17 protein-coding genes are annotated in these 18,557 nt (G+C 70.7%); 12 read left to right on the forward strand and 5 right to left on the reverse strand.

Annotated features, from left to right (window positions below; all coding sequences use genetic code 11):
• Positions 1-88: 88 nt before the first annotated feature.
• Together ABZ656_RS33635 and ABZ656_RS33640 are read right to left on the reverse strand one after the other, a co-directional pair.
• A complete protein-coding gene (locus ABZ656_RS33635) occupies positions 89-370 on the reverse strand; it encodes an Lrp/AsnC ligand binding domain-containing protein (protein ID WP_101405598.1) in 282 nt (93 codons plus the stop codon).
• Positions 367-1,098 (reverse strand): rhomboid family intramembrane serine protease, encoded by a 732-nt coding sequence (locus ABZ656_RS33640; protein WP_101408195.1) that lies wholly within the window; start codon positions 1,096-1,098, stop codon positions 367-369. Before ABZ656_RS33640 ends, ABZ656_RS33635 begins: the two co-directional genes overlap by 4 nt.
• Before the next feature lie 152 nt (positions 1,099-1,250).
• Between ABZ656_RS33640 and ABZ656_RS33645 the strand changes: the two genes are divergently transcribed.
• From ABZ656_RS33645 to ABZ656_RS33665, 5 genes are all read left to right on the forward strand, one after another.
• Complete coding sequence (locus ABZ656_RS33645) at positions 1,251-1,490, forward strand: hypothetical protein (protein ID WP_054231545.1); 240 nt, start codon at positions 1,251-1,253, stop codon at positions 1,488-1,490.
• Between the two features lie 34 nt (positions 1,491-1,524).
• Positions 1,525-2,874, forward strand: a complete 1,350-nt coding sequence (locus ABZ656_RS33650) for an NYN domain-containing protein (RefSeq protein ID WP_101405599.1) — start codon at positions 1,525-1,527, stop codon at positions 2,872-2,874.
• A 410-nt stretch (positions 2,875-3,284) separates the two neighbouring features.
• Entirely contained in the window at positions 3,285-4,325 is a 1,041-nt protein-coding gene (locus ABZ656_RS33655; protein ID WP_101405600.1) for an NlpC/P60 family protein, read from the forward strand.
• Between the two features lie 234 nt (positions 4,326-4,559).
• A complete protein-coding gene (locus ABZ656_RS33660) occupies positions 4,560-5,591 on the forward strand; it encodes an NlpC/P60 family protein (protein ID WP_360272967.1) in 1,032 nt (343 codons plus the stop codon).
• Between the two features lie 32 nt (positions 5,592-5,623).
• Complete coding sequence (locus ABZ656_RS33665) at positions 5,624-6,859, forward strand: hypothetical protein (protein WP_360272970.1); 1,236 nt, start codon at positions 5,624-5,626, stop codon at positions 6,857-6,859.
• A 1-nt stretch (position 6,860) separates the two neighbouring features.
• Here ABZ656_RS33665 and ABZ656_RS33670 read toward each other — a convergent pair whose 3' ends face one another.
• On the reverse strand, positions 6,861-7,394 hold the full coding sequence (locus ABZ656_RS33670) for a PadR family transcriptional regulator (RefSeq protein WP_101405603.1): 534 nt from the start codon (positions 7,392-7,394) through the stop codon (positions 6,861-6,863).
• Between the two features lie 111 nt (positions 7,395-7,505).
• On the opposite strand from ABZ656_RS33670, the gene ABZ656_RS33675 reads away from it, so the two are divergent.
• The gene (locus ABZ656_RS33675; RefSeq protein WP_101405604.1) at positions 7,506-8,828 is read left to right on the forward strand and encodes an MATE family efflux transporter; all 1,323 of its coding nucleotides are present in this window, start codon (positions 7,506-7,508) and stop codon (positions 8,826-8,828) included.
• On the opposite strand, the gene ABZ656_RS33680 is transcribed toward ABZ656_RS33675, so the two are convergent.
• Entirely contained in the window at positions 8,789-10,021 is a 1,233-nt protein-coding gene (locus tag ABZ656_RS33680) for a glycosyltransferase family 87 protein (RefSeq protein WP_360272975.1), read from the reverse strand. The two genes, ABZ656_RS33675 and ABZ656_RS33680, sit on opposite strands and share 40 nt — an antisense overlap.
• 233 nt (positions 10,022-10,254) lie before the next feature.
• On the opposite strand from ABZ656_RS33680, the gene ABZ656_RS33685 reads away from it, so the two are divergent.
• Entirely contained in the window at positions 10,255-11,397 is a 1,143-nt protein-coding gene (locus ABZ656_RS33685) for a glycosyltransferase family 4 protein (protein WP_101408196.1), read from the forward strand.
• A 191-nt stretch (positions 11,398-11,588) separates the two neighbouring features.
• Positions 11,589-13,172: a GMC oxidoreductase gene (locus ABZ656_RS33690; RefSeq protein WP_101405606.1), complete on the forward strand. Its 1,584-nt coding sequence runs from the start codon at positions 11,589-11,591 to the stop codon at positions 13,170-13,172.
• A 19-nt stretch (positions 13,173-13,191) separates the two neighbouring features.
• On the opposite strand, the gene ABZ656_RS33695 is transcribed toward ABZ656_RS33690, so the two are convergent.
• A complete protein-coding gene (locus ABZ656_RS33695; RefSeq protein ID WP_101405607.1) occupies positions 13,192-14,988 on the reverse strand; it encodes a long-chain fatty acid--CoA ligase in 1,797 nt (598 codons plus the stop codon).
• Positions 14,989-15,301: 313 nt separating this feature from the next.
• Between ABZ656_RS33695 and ABZ656_RS33700 the strand changes: the two genes are divergently transcribed.
• From ABZ656_RS33700 to ABZ656_RS33715, 4 genes are all read left to right on the forward strand, one after another.
• A complete protein-coding gene (locus tag ABZ656_RS33700; protein WP_101405608.1) occupies positions 15,302-16,099 on the forward strand; it encodes a metallophosphoesterase family protein in 798 nt (265 codons plus the stop codon).
• 107 nt (positions 16,100-16,206) lie between these two features.
• Positions 16,207-16,653 carry an SRPBCC family protein gene (locus ABZ656_RS33705; RefSeq protein ID WP_054231534.1) on the forward strand — a complete coding sequence of 149 codons (447 nt, stop codon included), beginning with the start codon at positions 16,207-16,209 and terminating at the stop codon, positions 16,651-16,653.
• A gap of 169 nt (positions 16,654-16,822) precedes the next feature.
• Positions 16,823-17,992, forward strand: a complete 1,170-nt coding sequence (locus ABZ656_RS33710; protein WP_360272981.1) for an ArsA-related P-loop ATPase — start codon at positions 16,823-16,825, stop codon at positions 17,990-17,992.
• A 57-nt stretch (positions 17,993-18,049) separates the two neighbouring features.
• Positions 18,050-18,517 (forward strand): DUF5304 domain-containing protein, encoded by a 468-nt coding sequence (locus tag ABZ656_RS33715; RefSeq protein WP_101405610.1) that lies wholly within the window; start codon positions 18,050-18,052, stop codon positions 18,515-18,517.
• Positions 18,518-18,557: the final 40 nt, after the last annotated feature.

The following is an 18,557-nucleotide window of genomic DNA, read 5'->3' on the forward strand; positions in this document are numbered from 1 at the left end:
CTCGTACTGGACGTACTTGGGCTTTCGGCCGGTGCGGCGAGAGTGCGTGCCGGGCGTCGCGACGGGGCGAACGTTGCCTGTTGCGGCACTAGCTGTCCAGGCCGATGGCGAACGCCGCCTCCAGGTCGTGCTGGGAGTACGTGCGGAACGCGACGTGGGTGTCCGTCGCCTCGACACCGGGGATCTTGCTGATCTTGCCGGGGATGACGTCCGCCAGGTCGTCGTGGGCCTTCACCCGGACCATGGCGATCAGGTCGTACGTACCGGTGACGGAGAAGACCTCGCTGACACTGTCCAGCGCGGCGATCGACTCGGCGATCTCGGGGATCCGGTCCACGCTGGTCTTGATGAGCACGATCGCGGTGATCACGGCTGGTTTTCTCCCTCGGGGGCTGCTGCTGGGGTTTTCACTCTAGTCGGCCGCCCGAACCGCACCCACGCGTAGACGAACCCCAGCGAGAAGCCCACCAGGTGGGCCAGATAAGCGACCCCGGGGCCCGAGGGGCTGCGGCCCGCCGCCAGCCATTGCAGGGTCACCCAGAAGGGCAGCACGACCCAGGCGGGGAAGCGCAGCGGCAGGAAGAAGAGGAACGGGAAGAGACTGGTCACCCGGGCCCTGGGGAACAGGTACAGGAACGCTCCCAGGACCGCGGAGATCGCCCCCGAGGCGCCGACCAGGGTCTGCTCGGAGCCGGAGTTGGCGATCGCGTAACCCAGTAGAGCGAGGTAGCCGCAGACCACGTAGAAGACGGCGAACTGGACGTGGCCCATGCGTTCCTCGGTCATCGCTCCGAAGACGTAGAAGAAGAGCATGTTGCCCAGGAGATGGAGCCAGCTGCCGTGGATGAACAGGGCCGTGGCCGGGGTGAGCCAGGCGCTCGGGATCCCGTCGAAGAGCTCGGCGGGGATCACGCCCCAGCGCCGGAAGTAGGCCCGCTGGGCGACCACGAGCGCATCTCCGGTGCCGAACGACGGATTGAGTCCCGAGGCGGGGCCGATCAGGAAGATCAGGCAGCACAGGAAGATCAGTCCGTACGTCACCGGCGCGGACTGACCGCGCATCGTCCTGCCGACCGCCGTACCCCAGGTGCTGATCATGGAACAGAGCATGACGTAACCGGACCGATGCGCACAGAGCGCCTCGCCGCCGTGGACGGCCGAGCGTCGAGTACCCGCCAGGCCGTAGGGTAACGAGCCACACGCGCCGGAGACCGGCGCTGGACGGACACTAGAAGGAAAGCGACTGCCACATGACGGTTCCCCTCCCGACCGCCGAGACTCGCTGGCGCTGCACGCTCTGCGGCAACCTCACGCGATTCGACGTGACCCGCTCGTCCAAGGTCGTCGAGTATGTGCACCTCGACCTGGCCGGTGAGCCGAACGTCGAGGAGCGCAAGGTGGTCAGTGAGACCATCGAGTCGGTGCGCTGCCGGTGGTGCAACGCGGTGGACCAGGTGGAACTGGTGGACAGGCCGGGCGCCGGCTCCTGAGGGAGCGGGCCCCGCACAGACATTGGGGTGACGGATGGTGGAGACCACAGGCGGGGAGCCGGACGACGGCGCCGCTGAGGTGCTCGACCGTCCGCTGCCCGACGGTGTACGCCGACGGGTCGTACAGATCGTGTCGGACGGGTTCGGCGGGTTGACCGTCGCCGAATTGCCCGCCCAGTTGCGGCAATATGCGCGGTTCGCCCCCAACCGGCGGGCGAAGTTCGCCGGAAACGCCATGGCCGCCGCGCTGGAGACCGATCCGCTGTTCCGGCAGCGTATCGCCGAGAAGCTCAGAGAGGCGCAGCCGGAGCTCGCCGGTGCCCTCGACTCGGGCGCGCCGCCACCGGCCGCGGATCCGCTGGACGTGGCGGCCGCGGCCTATGTGCTGCGCCCCACGGGCTGGGTGAAGCTGGTGACCGCCGCGGGCGAGGAGGCCCTGCGGGCGGACGCCGAGCGCGCGGACGAGGAGAGCCGGGCGGAGCTGGAGCGGCTGCGCGAGGAGCTTGCGCAGGCGCGTGGTCAGACCAAGGCCGAAACCGAGCGGTTGCGCACGGAGTTGGAGTCCGCGAAGAGGGAAGCCGAATCGCTTCACCGCAAGCTGCGCGGCGCCCTCAGTGACGTCAAGCGGGGCGAGGCCGCGCTGCGCAAGCTGCAGGGCGAGATGGACACCGCGCGGGCGGACGGGCAGGCCCAGGTGTCCGCCGCCGAGAGCGAGACCCGGCGGCTCAAGGCGCGGCTCTCGGAGGCCGAGGCGGCCCTGGAGGCCACCCGCAAGGCGGCACGCGAGGGTCGCAGCGTCGAGGACATGCGCGTACGGCTGTTGCTCGACACCGTGCTGGAGGCGGCCCAGGGGCTGCGCCGGGAGCTCGCGCTGCCGCCCGTGTCCGTACGGCCGGCGGAGACCGTGGACGCGGTCGAACCGGGGCGCATGACGCCCAAGGACATCGCGGCCCGCGCCCTGTCCGAAAATGATCCCGCGATCGTCGACCAGCTCCTCGCGCTGCCGCAGGCGCATCTGGTCGTCGACGGCTACAACGTCACCAAGACCGGCTATCCGCAGATGCCGCTGGAGAAGCAGCGGCTCAGGCTGCTGGGGCAGCTCTCGCAGCTCGCCGCGCAGACCGGGGCCGAGGTGACGTGTGTCTTCGACGGGGCCGAGCTGGCGGCGCCCGTGCTGCTCGCGCCGCCGCGCGGGGTGCGGGTGCTGTTCTCCAAAGCGGGTGTCACGGCGGACGAGTTGATCCGCCAGCTGGTGCGTGCCGAGCCGCCCGGGCGGCCCGTCATCGTCGTCTCCACCGACCGTGAGGTGGCCGACGGGATCGCCAAGGCGGGCGCCCGCCCGGTGGCCTCCGCGGTGCTTCTCAAGCGCTTTTCGCGCGGCTGAAGCAGCGGCTGAAGCAGCGGCTGAAACAGCGGCTGAAAGGCGGCTGGAACAGCGGCTGGAACAGGGACTGATCCAGCGGTCGGAACAGCGATTGAACAGCGGTCGGCGATCTGTACCTTACGCCCCAAAGGGCCCGTACGTACCATCCGTAACATCCAGGCGTTGTGCCCGAATTGGCGAAACCTTCACGCAACGTAGCGTCAGCCCCGCATCACTGCACGTGAGTTGAGTGCAAAGAATGCGCTGGGTGACTAAGAATTTTCAGGTTTGGATTTGAACTGATCACAGGAAGGTCACTAGGGTCTGGCCTCGAACCTCCGCTCGGGTGATCGCTCATTGGGAGCGACGGCGGAGGGACACCGCCCGTCGGCGTCTCGGCAGGCGGCTGGAGGAAGAAGGAGCTCGCCTTCGTGGCGTCCCACCGTCGACCCAAGCAGCCGAGCCGCACCCGTGTGACCGTGCTCACCACCGCCGCCGCTGCCGCCGTGGCCCTCAGCGCCAACGCGGCCAATGCCGCGCCCAGCGAGAAGCCGAGCAAGGACGAGGTCAAGAGCAAGGTCGACAAGCTCTACGAGGAGACCGAGCAGGCCACCGAGAAGCTCGACGGGGCCAAGGAGAAGCAGGACAAGCTGGAGAAGGAAATCAGCACCCTGCAGGACAACGTGGCCCGCGGCCAGGACGAGCTCAACGCCCTGCGTGACGGGCTCGGAACGATGGCAAGCGCCCAGTACCGCACCGGCGGCATCGACCCCTCCGTGGCGCTGTTCCTCTCCTCGAACCCGGACGACTACCTGGACAAGGCGTCCGCGATGGACCAGCTGAGCAGTCAGCAGGTCGAGGCGCTGAAGAAGGTCCAGGAGAAGCAGCGTTCGCTCGCCCAGCAGCGGCAGGAAGCCTCTGCGAAGCTCAAGGACCTCGCCGACACCCGTACGGAACTGGCCAAGCAGAAGAAGGCGGTCCAGACCAAGCTCGCCGCGGCGCAGAAGCTCCTCAACTCCCTGACGGCCAAGGAGAAGGCGGCTCTCGACGCGGAGCAGTCCCGCGCCACCCGTGCCAGCGAGCGCACCGTTCTCGGCAACCCCGGTACACCCGCGTCCGGGCGCGCCGGTGCCGCCTTCTCCGCCGGACAGACCAAGATCGGCTCGCCGTACGTCTACGGCGCCTCCGGCCCCAGCTCCTTCGACTGCTCGGGCTTCACCTCCTGGTCGTACGCCCAGGCCGGTGTCTCCATCCCGCGTACCTCGGAGTCGCAGGCGACCATAGGCACCCGCATCTACTCGCAGAGCGATCTGCAGGTCGGCGACCTGGTCTTCTTCTTCGGCGACCTGCACCACGTCGGCCTCTACGCGGGCAACGGCCAGGTGCTGCACGCCCCGCGTACCGGAACGGTCGTGCGCTACGAGTCGATGAGCACCATCGGCGGAGCGTTCCAGTTCGGCGTCCGGGTCTGATCCGGCTCCCCGAACCCTCCGAGATCCTTTCGAGGCCCCCTCGACATGCCGCCCGAACGGGCGAATCGCGGTAACTCCCGCTGACCCCACGCCCCGTCGGTGACCTGCGTCTCCGGCGGGGCGCCGCGTTGTGCGCCCCTGGAGGTCTTTGGCCGGTGCGTAGTCGCACGGCTACTGTCTGGCGCGTTTCCCCCAACTCCGGGGGACCGTCAGCGGAAGGGAGAGCGGCTACTCGTGGGGTTCCATCGCCGCCGTCCACCGTCCGGGTTCGACCGGGGCGTCAGCGCCGCGGGCATCGCCGGCGTCGCCGTGACCGTGATGTCCGTCGCGGCCGCCGCCCTCGGGGCCGTACCGGCCGCCGCAGCACCGAAGGACGACACCCGGGCCGAGGTGGACCGCCTGTACACCCAGGCGGAGAAGGCAACCGAGGCGTTCAACAAGGCCGACGAGCGCGCGGGAGTCCTGCGCAAAGAGGTGAGCACGGCACAGGACCGCATCGCCCGGCAGCAGGAGCGCATCAACACCGTGCGGGACGCGCTCGGTTCGCTCGCCGGGGCCCAGTACCGCGCGGGCGGCCTCGACCCCTCCCTGGCGCTGCTCTTCTCCGACAACCCCGCCGAGTACCTCGACAAGGCCGCCGCGCTCGACCGGATCAACGCCCACCAGGCGGGCGAACTCAAGGACCTCCAGCTCGCCATGCGCGACCTCGCCCAGAAACGCAAGGAGGCGACCTCCAAACTCGCCGAGCTGGAGAAGAGCACCAAGGCCGTCGCCCAGCACAAGCGCACCGTCGAACAGAAACTCGCCAAGGCGCGCCTCCTGCTCAACTCGCTGCCGTCCGCCGAGCGCGTTGCCTACGACCGGGCCTCCCGCTCCGGACGCTCCGACCTGCCCGAACTCGGCAGCGTCACACCCGCCTCGGGGCGCGCCGGCGCCGCCCTCGCCGCGGCCCGCTCCGCACTCGGCCGCCCCTACGTGTGGGGCGCCAACGGGCCCGGCGGATTCGACTGTTCGGGCCTCATGCAGTGGTCGTACCGGCAGGCGGGCGTCGGTCTGCCGCGCACCTCCCAGGAACAGCGGTACGCCGGACGGCAGGTGCCGCTCTCCCAGGCGCAGCCCGGCGACCTCGTCACCTACCGCTCCGACGCGAGTCATGTCGCGATGTACGTGGGCAACGGCCAGGTGATCCACGCGCCCTATCCGGGGGCGCCGGTGCGCTACGACCCGGTGGGCATGATGCCCATCTCGTCCGTGACGCGGGTCTGACCCCCGCGCCCGGGCGCCGTACGATCGGGAACGTGGCTGGTCGAAGGCGTGCGTCGCGGGCGGGGTGCTCCCTGGTGCTGCTGCTCGCCGTGCTGGTGGGCTGCGGCGGCAGGCCGTCCCAGGACTCCGCGTCCGCCGATGTGCAGCGGGTCCTCGACCGGCGGGCGGCCGCGGTCCTGGACCGGAACGAGTCGGCGTACCGGGCCACGGAGGAACCGTCCGGCTCGACCGCGGAGTTCACCAGGCTGCGCGCCGTTCCGCTGGCCGACTGGTCGTACCGCCTGACGGACCTGCACCGTTCCGGCGACCGCGCCACCGCGGGCGTCGAGCTGCGCTACCGCATCGAGGGCTACGACGGGGCGCCCGTCACGGCGGCCCGCACCCTGCGCCTGGTCCGTGACGGGGGGACCTGGCGGGTCGCCTCCGACGTGCCCGCCGAGCGGGCCGGTCAGCAGCTGTGGGAGCAGGGGGCGGTGACGGTCGTGCGGGGCGCGCACAGCCTCGTCCTGGGGGTCGGGCAGTCCGGTGAGCGGCTGCGGGCGTACGCCGGCCTCGCGGACCGCGCCGTGCCCGCCGTCACCGATGCCTGGGGCGCGGACTGGTCGGGGCACGTCGTCGTTGTCGTACCCAAGTCGCTGGAGGGCATGGCGGGGCTGCTCGGGGCGCCCGCGTCCGGGTACCGGGGGATCGCGGCGGTCACGACCGGAGAGGTGAGCGAAGCGAAATGGGGGTCCCCCCGGTCGAAGACTGGGGGAGGGACGGCCAGGGCGCCCGCGGACCGGATCATCGTCAACCCCGATGCGTACGGCCTTCTCGGCGACTTCGGCAAGCAGGTCGTGCTCACCCACGAGGCGACGCACGTGGCCACCCGCGCCCACACCACCGCCGCCACACCCCTGTGGCTCTCCGAGGGCTTCGCGGACTGGGTCGGCTACCGCGGCAGCGGCCGTACGGCGACACAGGCGGCGCCGGAGCTGGAGCGGGCGTTGCTGGACGGGCGCGTACCGGCCGCGCTGCCGGACGACAAGGACTTCGGGTTCACCGGGGACGCGGCCCGGCTGGCGCGGGCGTACGAGGGCGGCTGGATGGCCTGCCGGCTGATCGCCGACCACTGGGGCGAGGTCCGGCTGAACGAGTTCTACCGGGCCGTCGGCGACCACGAGAAGCGGGCGGGAGCCGTCGAGGGCGCGCTGCGGGACGTCCTGCACACGACGCCGGAGCAGTTCACACAGCAGTGGCGGGCGTACCTGAAGGCGCAGCTCGGCTGAATCAGCCCGTCGGCGTGTCCAGCCGGGCGATGGCCTCGGCCAGCCACTCCCGCTCCGCCTCGCCCGTCGCCCGCGCCACCCGCAGCATCCCCTGCCGGAACAGGTCGCCGGCCTCCTCCGCCCGTACGGGCTCGCCGTCCCGGTAGAAGAAGCTCGCGGGCGTCAGCAGGAACTCCTGGCGGCGGCGCAGGACCGCGGCCTGCTCCCGCGGGTCCGGGAGGTGACGCAGGAACGCCAGCAGGGTGTTGAAGCGGACGTGGTCGGTGATCTCGGCCTGCTTGGGGTGGCGCAGCCGCTCCAGGAGCTCGGCACGGCCCTTCTCGGTGAGCGACAGGATGCGACGAGGGGCGGCGCCGCTGCCGGGCTCCGTGTGCTGGTCCAGCTGTCCTGCGGCCACCAGGCGGGTGATCGCCGGGTAGAGCGCGCCGTCGCTGACCGGGCGGACATGGCCGCTGAGCGCCTTGATGCGTTCCTTCAACTCATAGCCGTGCAAGGGCTCTTCGAACAGAAATCCGAGGATCGAGAGCTCCAGCATGCGGGGCGCTCCTTGCTTGCGGGTGCCGGACGCCCATGGTACCTCTTATCGAGCTACCTCTAAACGAGGTAGCTCGAATCGAGGGAATCAAGGAAATCGAGGCAACCATCGGTGAACGCCCACCGGAAGCAGCTCATATCGCTCGCCCACCCCGTGTACCTCTCCCTGCTCGCCTCCGTCGCCGCCGGGATCATCAACACCGTCTGGGTCTCCCGGCTCGGCGGTCCCGCCGTGGCCGCCGTCGCCGTCGCGACCAACACCGAGAACGTGCTCCTCGGCGTCGCCCTGGTCTTCGCCTCCGGCACGACCGTCCTCGTCGCCCATGCCAGAGGGGCCCGGGATCCGGGCGCGCTCCGGGCGGCCGTACGCGGCGGACGGGCCCTGTGCGCCGTCGTGACGCCCGTGGTCGCCGTGGGCGGGTACCTGCTGCGCGAACCGCTGGCCCGGCTGGTCCTGGGCGGCGACGGGCGCGCCCTCGCCCTGGCGGTCGCCTACTTCGGGATCTCCCTGCCGGGCATCGCCGTCTTCTTCGCCCAGAACCTCGTCGACGGCATCCTGAAGGGCGCCGGTGACACCCGTACCCCGATGCGCCTCGCCCTGCTGGCCAACGGGCTGATCCTCGGCCTCGACCCGCTGCTCATCCACGCCTACGGCGTCCGGGGCGCCGCCGCCTCCACGGTCCTGTGCCGCTGCGTGGCCCTCGCCGCCGGCCTGCGCGCCCTGCGCCGCAACGCGCTGCTGCGCGAGGCCGCGGCCGTCCGTCCCGCCGAGCCCACCGGCCCCGCGCTACGCCGCACTCTGCGGACCGGACTGCCCATGTCCGCCGACTTCACCGTGCGCCAGGGCGGGGCGCTGGTCCTGGTCTCGATCGTGGCCAGGCTCGGGGTGACGGCCGTGGCCGCGTACTCCATCGCGTACAAGGTCATGTACGTCGCGACCATGGCCTTCTACGCGGTGCGGCAGGCCGCCTCGATCCACACCGCGCACACCCGGGGCGCCGGCCGGGACGAGCGGGGCGCGATCGGGCGGCAGGCGGTGATCGTCTCCGGGGCGGTGGGCCTGGTGGCTGCCGTCCTGCTCGGCGCGTTCGCCCCCTGGATCATGCGGGCCTTCGGCGCCGGGGACGCGGTCGCCCACGACGGCGTGCTGTTCCTGCGCTGCGTCGGCCCGTACCTGCTGCTGATGGCCTGCTTCATCGCGCTGGGCGGGGTCTTCGAGGGGAGCGGGGGATCGCCGTTGTTGCTGCGGGTGACACTGCTCGGTACCGCCGTCCAGCTGCCGGTGGCGTACGCGGTGTCGGGGCTCGGGCTGCCCGGGATCTGCCTGGCGCTGGCGCTGTCCATGGCGGTGCAGTGCACGGCCGTCGGACTGCTTCTCGCCCGCTCCCGCCGCCGTCAGGACGAGCTCAGGCGCTCCTTGGTGCGGGTGGCCTGAGCGGGCAGGGTCGGGGCCGGGTCGGACACCGTGCCCCGCCACAGTTCGCGGGCTGCGAGCAGGGCCGCGACCACCAGCAGGCCGTTGCGCAGGAAGAGCAGGGTGACGCCCAGCCGGTCGCTGCCCACGACGTGCGAGAACCAGATCGGGAACTCCAGGACGGTCACGAAGCACGCGGCGAGCACCAGCCCGACCGGCAGGATCATCCGGCTGCCCCGGAAGCACAGGCAGACCGCGCCGATCCCGACCAGCCACACCATGTACTGCGGGCTGATGACCCGGCTGGTGGCCGTGAACATCAGCACCGCCACGAAGGCGGCGTCGGCGAGCGTGTGCGGCCGGAAGCGCTGGGCGCGCAGCCGCCACAGCAGCAGCCACGCGAAGGCGATCGCGGTGAGCGCCAGGGCCAGCCTGCTCACCACGTCGACGTACGGGCCCAGGAACTCCACCGAGCCGTAGTTGAGCAGCACCTGGCCGTCCCAGCCGAAGTGCCGGCCCACATGGAAGACGAGGGAGCCCAGTGACTCCACCTCGGTGCCCCGGTCGCGCTGGAAGGTCAGGAAGGAGAAGGCGCCGGGCATCGACAGCCCGAACAGCACCGCGATCCCGCCGGCGGTCACCGCCGCCGCGGCCCACGCACGCCGCTTCACGGCCCCCAGGAGCAGGAGCGCCGGCCACACCTTCACCAGCGCCCCGAAGCCCACGAGAGCGCCCATCACCCGCGGATGGCGGGCTCCCGCGAGGAGCGCCGCGACCGCCACGGCCGTCACCATCACGTCGTAGCGGGCGTAGACGGTCGGTCCGAGCAGCGGGACGCCGATCACCCACACCCAGGCGCCGCGCAGCGTCTTGCCGGGGCGCCGGCCGGCGTAGTGGAGCAGCGCGTACACCACCAGGTCGGCGGCGAAGGCCAGCAGGAAGAAGGCGTGCGCGTAGTCGAGGAAGGGCAGCAGTCCGGGGGAGAGGATCGCGAGCGCGGCGGCCGGCGGGTACTGCCAGGTCACGTCGTCGAGCGGGAAGGTGCCGGTGCGCAGGATCTCGTACCAGCCCTGGTAGATCACCGAGACGTCACTCGTGACGTCCGGGCCCGGGAAGACGAACACCTTGGAGACGAAGAGCAGCAGCAGAAGCCTGGTCAGGCCCCAGGTTCCCAGCAACGCGTACGGAACCCCTTCCCCCCGTGTGCCCTTCATGCTCACCTGGCCCTTGTTCGTCGGTGTCTGTGCGGTGGTGCGGTGGTGCGGTGGTGCGGTGGTGCGGTGCTGACATGGTGCGGTTGTGCGTTGTGCGGAAACATGATGACGTGCCGGGCTGTGCGAGGCCCGTGAAGCGCGGCCGTACGGAGCTGTGACCACCGGTGGAATACAGCTTCGCCGCTGTGGACCGCTCGCGTGGGGATTCGAAGGTTTCGGTAGTGTCGAACGCGATGCACAAGACCCTGATCGTGACCAACGACTTCCCGCCCCGCCCCGGCGGCATCCAGGCGTTCCTGCACAACATGGCGCTACGACTGGACCCCGAGCGGTTCGTAGTCTACGCATCCACGTGGAAGCGGAGCCGGGAGGGCGTCGAGGCGACGGCCGCCTTCGACGCCGAGCAGCCCTTCACCGTCGTCCGGGACCGTACGACCATGCTGCTGCCCACGCCGGGCGCCACCCGGCGCGCCGTCGGGCTGCTGCGCGAGCACGGCTGTACGTCGGTGTGGTTCGGGGCGGCGGCCCCGCTCGGCCTGATGGCGCCCGCGCTGCGCAGGGCGGGCGCCGATCGCCTGGTGGCGACCACGCACGGCCACGAGGCGGGCTGGGCGCAGCTGCCCGCCGCACGGCAGCTGCTGCGCCGTATCGGCGAGTCCACGGACACGATCACCTACCTCGGTGAGTACACGCGCTCGCGCATCGCGTCCGCGCTGACGCCCGAGGCCGCCTCCCGCATGGTCCAGCTCCCTCCGGGGGTCGACGAGAAGACCTTCCACCCCGGCTCGGGCGGCGACGAGGTCCGCGCCCGCCTCGGCCTCACCGACCGCCCGGTGGTGGTCTGTGTCTCCCGCCTGGTCCCGCGCAAGGGCCAGGACACGCTGATCCTCGCCATGCCCCGCATCCTCGCCAAGGAGCCGGAGGCGGTGCTGCTGATCGTCGGCGGCGGGCCGTACGAGCAGGACCTGCGCAAGCTGGCGTACGACACCGGGGTCGCCGACGCGGTCCGCTTCACCGGCGCGGTCCCCTGGTCGGAGCTGCCGGCCCACTACGGCGCGGGCGACGTCTTCGCGATGCCCTGCCGCACCCGCAGGGGCGGCCTCGACGTCGAGGGCCTCGGCATCGTCTACCTGGAGGCTTCCGCGACGGGCCTGCCGGTCGTCGCGGGCGACTCGGGCGGCGCCCCCGACGCGGTCCTCGACGGCGAAACGGGCTGGGTCGTCCGAGGCGACTTCCCGGACGACTCCGCCGACCGCATCATCACCCTCCTCGCCGACCCCGAACTCCGCCGCCACATGGGCGAACGGGGAAGGCAGTGGGTGGAGGAGAAGTGGCGCTGGGACCTGCTGGCGGAGGACTTGAAAGAATTGCTCTAGGTGCGCGACCGGCCACAAATCACCCGCACTCTCCCCCACTCATCGCAGCGCCCCCCGAAAACCCGGCAAAAAGCCTAGGCGGAAGCAAATAATCCGCCGATGCTGCGCTCATGACAGAAAAACTGACTCATCATCAGATGAGTAACCGTCAGCTGACAAACCGTCACCTGACCAGACGCCAAATCCTGGGCATGGTCGCCCTCCAGACGGCCGCCGCGGCCGGTCTCACCCGCGTAGGCCTCCAGTCCGCCCACGCCGCAGAGCCCGCCGCGGTCGACACCGCGCCCGCCATCGTCATCGGATCGGGCTACGGCGCCGCCGTGGCCGCCCTCCGCCTCGGCCAGGCCGGCATCCGCACCCTCGTCATAGAGATGGGCAAGCTCTGGAACACCGCCGGCTCCGACGGCAAGGTCTTCTGTTCCACCAGCGCCCCCGACGAGCGCTCGATGTGGTTCCGCACCCGCACCGAGGCCCCACTCGCCACCTTCCTGTGGCTGGACGTCGTCAACAAGGACATCAGCCTCTACCCGGGAGTCCTGGACCGGGTCCACTACGACAACATGTCGGTCTACGTCGGCCGAGGTGTCGGCGGCGGCTCGCTGGTCAACGGCGGAATGGCCGTCACGCCCCTCCAGTCCTACTTCTCCGAGCAGTTCCCCACGGTCGACGCCACCGAGATGTACGACACGTACTTCCCGCGCGCCCGCACCATGCTCGGCGTCAACACGGTCGACCCCACCTGGTTCGAGTCCACGGAGTGGTACCAGTTCACCCGCACCTCCCGTAAGGCCGCCGCCAACGCCGGCCTGAAGACGACCTTCGTCCCGAACGTCTACGACTTCACCTACATGCAGCGCGAGGCGGCCGGCACCGCCACCAAGTCCGCACTCGCGGCCGAGGTCATCTACGGCAACAACTACGGCAAGAAGAGCCTCGACAAGACCTACCTCGCGGCAGCGCTCGGTACCGGCAACGTCACCATCCACACCCTGGAGAAGGTCCGGGCGATCAGCCGGGCCACGGACGGCACGTACACCCTGACCGCCGACCGGATCGACACCACCGGCGCGGTCGTGGAGACCAAGCAGTACAGCTGTACGTACCTCTTCCTGGGCGGCGGCAGCCTCGGCACCACCGAACTCCTCGTCCGGGCCCGGGAGACGGGCACGCTGCCGGCCCTGGACGCGAGCGTCGGCACCGGCTGGGGCACCAACGGCAACGTGATGACGGGCCGCGCCAACCACATCTGGGACACGGTCGGGGCGAACCAGTCGACGATGCCGGTCATGGGCATCGACGACTGGGCCAACACCGCCAACCCCGTCTTCGCCGAAATCGCCCCGATACCCACCGGGTTGGAGACCTGGATCAGTCTCTACCTCGCGATCACCAAGAACCCGGAGCGCGCGTCCTTCACGTACGACGCGGCGACGGACTCCGCCAAGCTCGGCTGGACCGCCGCCCAGAGCGCGGTCTCCGTGAGCATGGCCAAGAAGCTCTTCGACCGGATCAACTCGGCCAACGCGACGATCTACCGCTACGACCTCTTCGGCAACAACAAGACCTTCGCCGACGACTTCTGCTACCACCCGCTGGGCGGCTGCGTGCTGGGCAAGGCCACGGACGGCTACGGCCGCGTCAAGGGGTACCCGCACCTGTACATCACCGACGGCTCGCTCGTGCCGGGCTCGATCGGTGTGAACCCGTTCCTCACGATCACCGCGCTCGCGGAACGCGGCATGGCGCGGATCCTCGCCGAGGACACCGCGCCATGAGAACCGCCCGGTCGGGCCGTCAGCCCCGGTAGATGGCCTCGATCTCGTCCGCGTAGTCCTTCGCCACCACGTTGCGCTTGAGCTTCAGGGACGGCGTGAGGTGGCCCGACTCCTCCGAGAACTGGGAGGACAGAATGCGGAACTTCCGCACCGATTCCGCCTTCGACACCGCGGCGTTGCCGTCGTCGACCGCGTCCTGGATCGCAGCGATCAGATCCGGGTCCTCGCGCAGCGACGCCGCGGTGGAACCCGCCGGCTTGCCGTGCTCCTCGGCCCAGCGGCCCAGGAACTCCTCGTCGACGGTGACCAGCGCGCCGATGAACGGGCGCCCGTCGCCGACCACCATGCACTCCGCGACCAGCGCGTGCGCGCGGATGCGGTCCTCGATCACGGCCGGGGCGACGTTCTTGCCGCCCGCGGTGACGATGATCTCCTTCTTGCGTCCGGTGATACGGAGGTAGCCGTCCTCGTCGAGGGTGCCGATGTCACCCGTGTGGAACCAGCCGTCCGCGAGCGCCTCGGCGGTCGCGGCCTCGTTGTTCCAGTACTCCTTGAACAGGTGCTCGCCGTGCAGCAGCACCTCGCCGTCGTCGGCGATCCGGATCACGGAGCCGGGCAGCGGCTGGCCGACCGTACCGATCTTCGTACGGTCCCAGGGGTTGAAGGCGGTGGCCGCGCAGGACTCGGTCAGGCCGTAGCCCTCCAGGACCGTGAAGCCGATGCCGCGGAAGAAGTGGCCCAGGCGCTCACCGAGCGGGGCGCCGCCGGAGATCGCGTACTCACCGCGACCGCCCAGCACCGCGCGCAGCTTGCTGTAGACGAGCTTGTCGAAGGTCCTGTACTTGATCTTCAGGCCGAGCGACGGGCCGGAGGGGGTGTCCAGGGCGCGGCTGTACGCGATCGCCGTGTCCGCCGCCTTGTCGAAGATCTTGCCCTTGCCGTCCGCCTGCGCCTTGGCACGCGCCGAGTTGTAGACCTTCTCGAAGACGCGCGGCACACCGAGGATCAGCGTCGGCCGGAACGCGGCCAGCTCGTCGGTGAGGTTCTTGATGTCCGGGACGCAGCCCAGCTTGATCGGCGCCATCATCGGCGCGACCTGCACCAGCCGTCCGAAGACGTGCGCGAGCGGCAGGAAGAGAAGGACGGAACACTCGCCCGTACGGAACAGGGGGCGCAGCCGCTCCACGATGTTGCCGCACTCCGCGAAGAAGGCGCGGTGGGTGAGGACGCAGCCCTTGGGGCGGCCGGTCGTACCGCTCGTGTAGACGATGGTCGCCGGGTCGTCCGCCTTGGCGAGCGAGCTGCGCTCCTCGACGGTGGCGTCGCTGACGTCCTGGCCCGCGCGCCCCAGCTCCTCCACCCCGCCGGCCTCGATCTGCCAGACGTGCTTGAGGGCGGGCAGCCGGTCGCGCACCGACTCCACGGAGGCCGCGTGCGTGTCCAGCTCGACGATGCAGGCGGTCGCGCCCGAGTCGCCGAGTATCCACTGCACCTGCTCCGCCGAGCTGGTCTCGTACACCGGCACGGTGACCGCGCCCGCGCTCCAGATCGCGAAGTCGAGCAGCGTCCACTCGTAGCGGGTACGGGACATCAGAGCGACCCGGTCGCCGGGCTGCACGCCCGAGGCGATCAGACCCTTGGCCGCGGACCGCACCTCGGCGAGGAAGGTGGTGGCGGTGACGTCCGTCCACGTGCCGCCCACCTTGCGGGCGATGACGGCGACGTCGGGATGCTGCGCGGCGTTTCTGCGGACGATGTCGGTCAGATTTCCGTCCGCAGGGACCTCGTACAAAGCCGGAAGGCTGAACTCGCGCAAGACTGCTGCTCCTCATAGGGCGCCGACGCCACGACGGTGTGTGATGCGACGGAGCGGTCCAAGGCTCGGGCAGGTACCCAGGAACATCATTGTTGAAATCCTGAGTACGACTGGACTGCCCGGACGTTACCCACCGGTACGGCTTTTTCGATAGGGGGTCCCGACGAGATGTTCCCTGCGTCACACAGGTTGGCGCGTCACACCGGATGGCTTTCCTTCACGCACAGTAGTCCACGCTCTTCTCGCCATGCCAGTAACCGCAGGTCCGACCGCCTCTATTCACGTTTGCCCCACACGCCTACGCTTGATCGTCATGGCACCCACACCAGGCGGTAACCGCAGGACGCGCATTCATGTGGTCAGTGACGTGCACGGCAACGTGCGTGACCTGGCCCGGGCCGGCGACGGCGCGGACGCTCTGCTCTGCCTCGGTGACCTGGTGCTCTTCCTCGACTACGCCGACCACGGGCGCGGCATCTTCCCCGACCTCTTCGGCGCCGAGAACGCCGACCGGCTGGTCGAGCTGCGCACCGCCCGCCGCTTCGCCGAGGCGCGGGACTTCGGGCGGCGGCTGTGGGACGAGATCGGGATGGACCATTCCGTGGCCATCGAGAAGGCGGTGCGCAAGCAGTACGCCGAGCTGTTCGCCGCGTTCCCGACACCGACGTACGCGACCTACGGCAATGTCGACATGCCCCCGTTGTGGGCGGAGTACGCCGGACCCGGCACGACGGTCCTCGACGGTGAGCGGGTGGAGATCGGCGGCCGGGTCTTCGGCTTCGTCGGCGGGGGTCTGCTGAGCCCGATGCGGACGCCCTACGAGATCGACGACGAGGAGTACGCGGCGAAGATCGAGGCGGTCGGCGAGGTCGACGTCCTGTGCACGCACATCCCGCCGGACGTACCGGAGCTGGTCTACGACACGGTGGCGCGCCGCTTCGAGCGCGGCTCCCGTGCCCTCCTGGACGCGATCCGCCGCATCCGTCCCCGTTACTCCCTCTTCGGCCATGTCCACCAGCCGCTCGCGCGCCGGATGCGGATCGGGACGACCGAGTGCGTGAACGTCGGCCACTTCGCGGCGTCGGGCCGCCCGTGGGTCCTGGAGTGGTGAACAGCAGGTGGGGTGGCGATGGTTCGGCGGGCGCGCGGTAGCCTTCACGCTGCACACACGTGCGTACCACCCTCCCTCACCGGACCGCATCTGGAGGAGCTACCGCGATGGCGGAACACACCAGCTCGAGCATCACGATCGAGGCGGCACCGGCTGATGTCATGGCGGTCATCGCCGACTTCGCCCGCTACCCGGACTGGACGGGAGAGGTGAAGGAGGCGGAAGTACTCGCCACGGACGGGCAGGGCCGCGCCGAGCAGGTACGCCTCGTCATGGACGCCGGTGCGATCAAGGACGACCAGACCCTGGGGTACACCTGGACCGGCGACCACGAGGTCTCCTGGACCCTGGTCAAGTCCCAGATGCTCCGCTCCCTGGACGGCTCGTACATCCTCAAGCCCGCGGGCGCCGGCGCCACCGAGGTCACCTACCGGCTCACGGTCGACGTCAAGATCCCCATGCTGGGCATGATCAAGCGCAAGGCCGAGAAGGTCATCATCGACCGCGCGCTGGCAGGTCTGAAGAAGCGAGTGGAGTCGGGCGAGGCGGGCTGATCCCGCTCCGCGGGCCGGTGGGGGGCTGTTCGCGCAGTTCCCCGCGCCCCTGACGGGGCGCGCCCGCGTTTTCAGCCCGTACGGCGTTTGTGGACGAGGCCGTTCAGTCCGATCGGGGGGCTGGGGGGGGCGGAGCCCGGGGGCGCTCGACGCAGGTAGCGTACTTCCAATGCGCACCATCCTGATCACAGGCCAGGGCGGCACGGGCCGTACGACGGTCGCGGCGGCCACCGCGCTGAAGGCCGCCCGCGAGGGTACCCGCACCCTCCTGCTCACCGCCGACCGCACCGACACCCTCGGCGCCGTCCTCGGCGTACCCACCGGCGCGGAACCCACCGACGCCGCGCCCCGCCTCACGACGTGGCGCCCCGACGCGAACGCCCGCTTCCGCGAGGACCTCACCGCCTTCCAGGACCGCGCGACCACCGCCCTGGACCTGCTCGGCGCCTCCCGCCTGGACGCAGAGGAACTCACCCCCCTGCCCGGCGCCGAGGAACTCGCCCTGCTGCGCGCCCTGCGCGACGCGGCGACCTCGGAGACGTACGACCTGCTGGTCGTGGACCTCCCGCCGACCCCGCAGGCGCTCGCCCTCCTCGCCCTCCCGGAGGAGCTGCGCCGCTACCTGCGCCGGCTGCTCCCGCCGGAGCGCCAGGCGGCCCGCGCCCTGCGCCCCGTCCTGGGACGCCTCGCGGGCGTCCCGATGCCCGCCGAGTGGCTGTACGAGACGGCGGCACGCTGGGACGTCGAGCTGGCCGCCGTCGCGGCGGTCGTCGAGGACCGCGCCACGACCGTACGGCTGGTCGCCGAGCCGGGCCCGGCCGGCATCGACGCCGTACACGCCGCCACCACCGCCCTCGCCCTGCACGGTCTGCGCGTGGACGCGCTGGTCGCGAGCCGGGTACTGCCCGCCGCCAGCGCGGACGCCTGGCTGGGCGCCCTCGCCGCCCAGCAGCGCAAGGCGCTGGACGAGTGGCAGGAGACGTACACCGTCCACGAGGTCCCGCACCTCGGCCGCGACCCGCGCGGCACCGACGACCTCGGCGCGCTCCCCGTGCCCGGCGTCAACCGGGCGCCGACCCCGGTCGAGTGGCCCGTCCTCGACCACCTCGCCCACGACGGCGTCCTCGTATGGCACATCCCGCTGCCCGGCGCGATACGCGAGGAGCTGGACCTGATCCGCCGGGGCGACGAACTCGTCGTCACCGTGGGCCAGTTCCGCAGGATCGTGCCGCTGCCGTCCGCGCTGCGCCGCTGCACCGTGGCCGGCGCCGCCCTGCGCGAGGGGGAACTCAGGGTGCGTTTCGCGCCGGACCCGGATCTGTGGCCCCGGACACGGTGAACGGCGTACCCCCGTTCGGGTACCGTCGAAAGGAAGAACCATAGGCAGGAGTCCGCCATGAGCGAAGAGCGCCCCACGTCCGACGCCGCTCAGGAGGCGAACGACGAAGCGCGCGCGAGCGACGCCGACGCCTGGGCGAAGGCGTGCGCCGAGGACCTCGCGGCGGAGAAGGCCCGCCGCCGCGCCCAGTACGGCCCGCCGCCCGGCTCGGCCGCGGAGGAACTGCGCAAGCTGGTCGACACGGTCGCCGACAAGCTGTCCGGACTGAACTCGCCGCTGTTCGGTGTGGTCGCCTCCGGCACCGCCCAGCAGATGGTCAACCAGGTCGTACAGCAGGCCAAGGCCGCCGTCGAACCGGTCATAGAGCGCAACCCCGATGTTTTCGATCACCTCGCGGCCGCGGGCAACGAGCTGCTCGCCGCCTACCGCTCGGCCGTCGAGGCACAGGAACGACGCTGGACCACCCGGGAGCGTGGCCCCCGCGACGAAGGGACCGGTCCGGGGGAGCGGATTGACTTGGACTAAAGGCTGCTCGGGTACGGTTGGCCGTAGCGGGGCTCGACCG

It is taken from the genome of Streptomyces sp. NPDC007095, from assembly GCF_040634475.1.
Taxonomy (GTDB): domain Bacteria; phylum Actinomycetota; class Actinomycetes; order Streptomycetales; family Streptomycetaceae; genus Streptomyces.

Excerpts from the sequence above, each read along its gene's own strand:
- ABZ656_RS33700 (WP_101405608.1), top strand. The coding sequence starts at position 15,302 with ATGGCACCCACACCAGGCGGTAACCGCAGGACGCGCATTCATGTGGTC.
- ABZ656_RS33670 (WP_101405603.1), bottom strand. The coding sequence starts at position 7,394 with ATGCTGGAGCTCTCGATCCTCGGATTTCTGTTCGAAGAGCCCTTGCAC.
- ABZ656_RS33685 (WP_101408196.1), top strand. The coding sequence starts at position 10,255 with ATGCACAAGACCCTGATCGTGACCAACGACTTCCCGCCCCGCCCCGGC.
- ABZ656_RS33715 (WP_101405610.1), top strand. The coding sequence starts at position 18,050 with ATGAGCGAAGAGCGCCCCACGTCCGACGCCGCTCAGGAGGCGAACGAC.
- ABZ656_RS33690 (WP_101405606.1), top strand. The coding sequence starts at position 11,589 with ATGGTCGCCCTCCAGACGGCCGCCGCGGCCGGTCTCACCCGCGTAGGC.
- ABZ656_RS33650 (WP_101405599.1), top strand. The coding sequence starts at position 1,525 with ATGGTGGAGACCACAGGCGGGGAGCCGGACGACGGCGCCGCTGAGGTG.
- ABZ656_RS33640 (WP_101408195.1), bottom strand. The coding sequence starts at position 1,098 with ATGATCAGCACCTGGGGTACGGCGGTCGGCAGGACGATGCGCGGTCAG.
- ABZ656_RS33680 (WP_360272975.1), bottom strand. The coding sequence starts at position 10,021 with ATGAAGGGCACACGGGGGGAAGGGGTTCCGTACGCGTTGCTGGGAACC.
- ABZ656_RS33705 (WP_054231534.1), top strand. The coding sequence starts at position 16,207 with ATGGCGGAACACACCAGCTCGAGCATCACGATCGAGGCGGCACCGGCT.
- ABZ656_RS33710 (WP_360272981.1), top strand. The coding sequence starts at position 16,823 with ATGCGCACCATCCTGATCACAGGCCAGGGCGGCACGGGCCGTACGACG.
- ABZ656_RS33645 (WP_054231545.1), top strand. The coding sequence starts at position 1,251 with ATGACGGTTCCCCTCCCGACCGCCGAGACTCGCTGGCGCTGCACGCTC.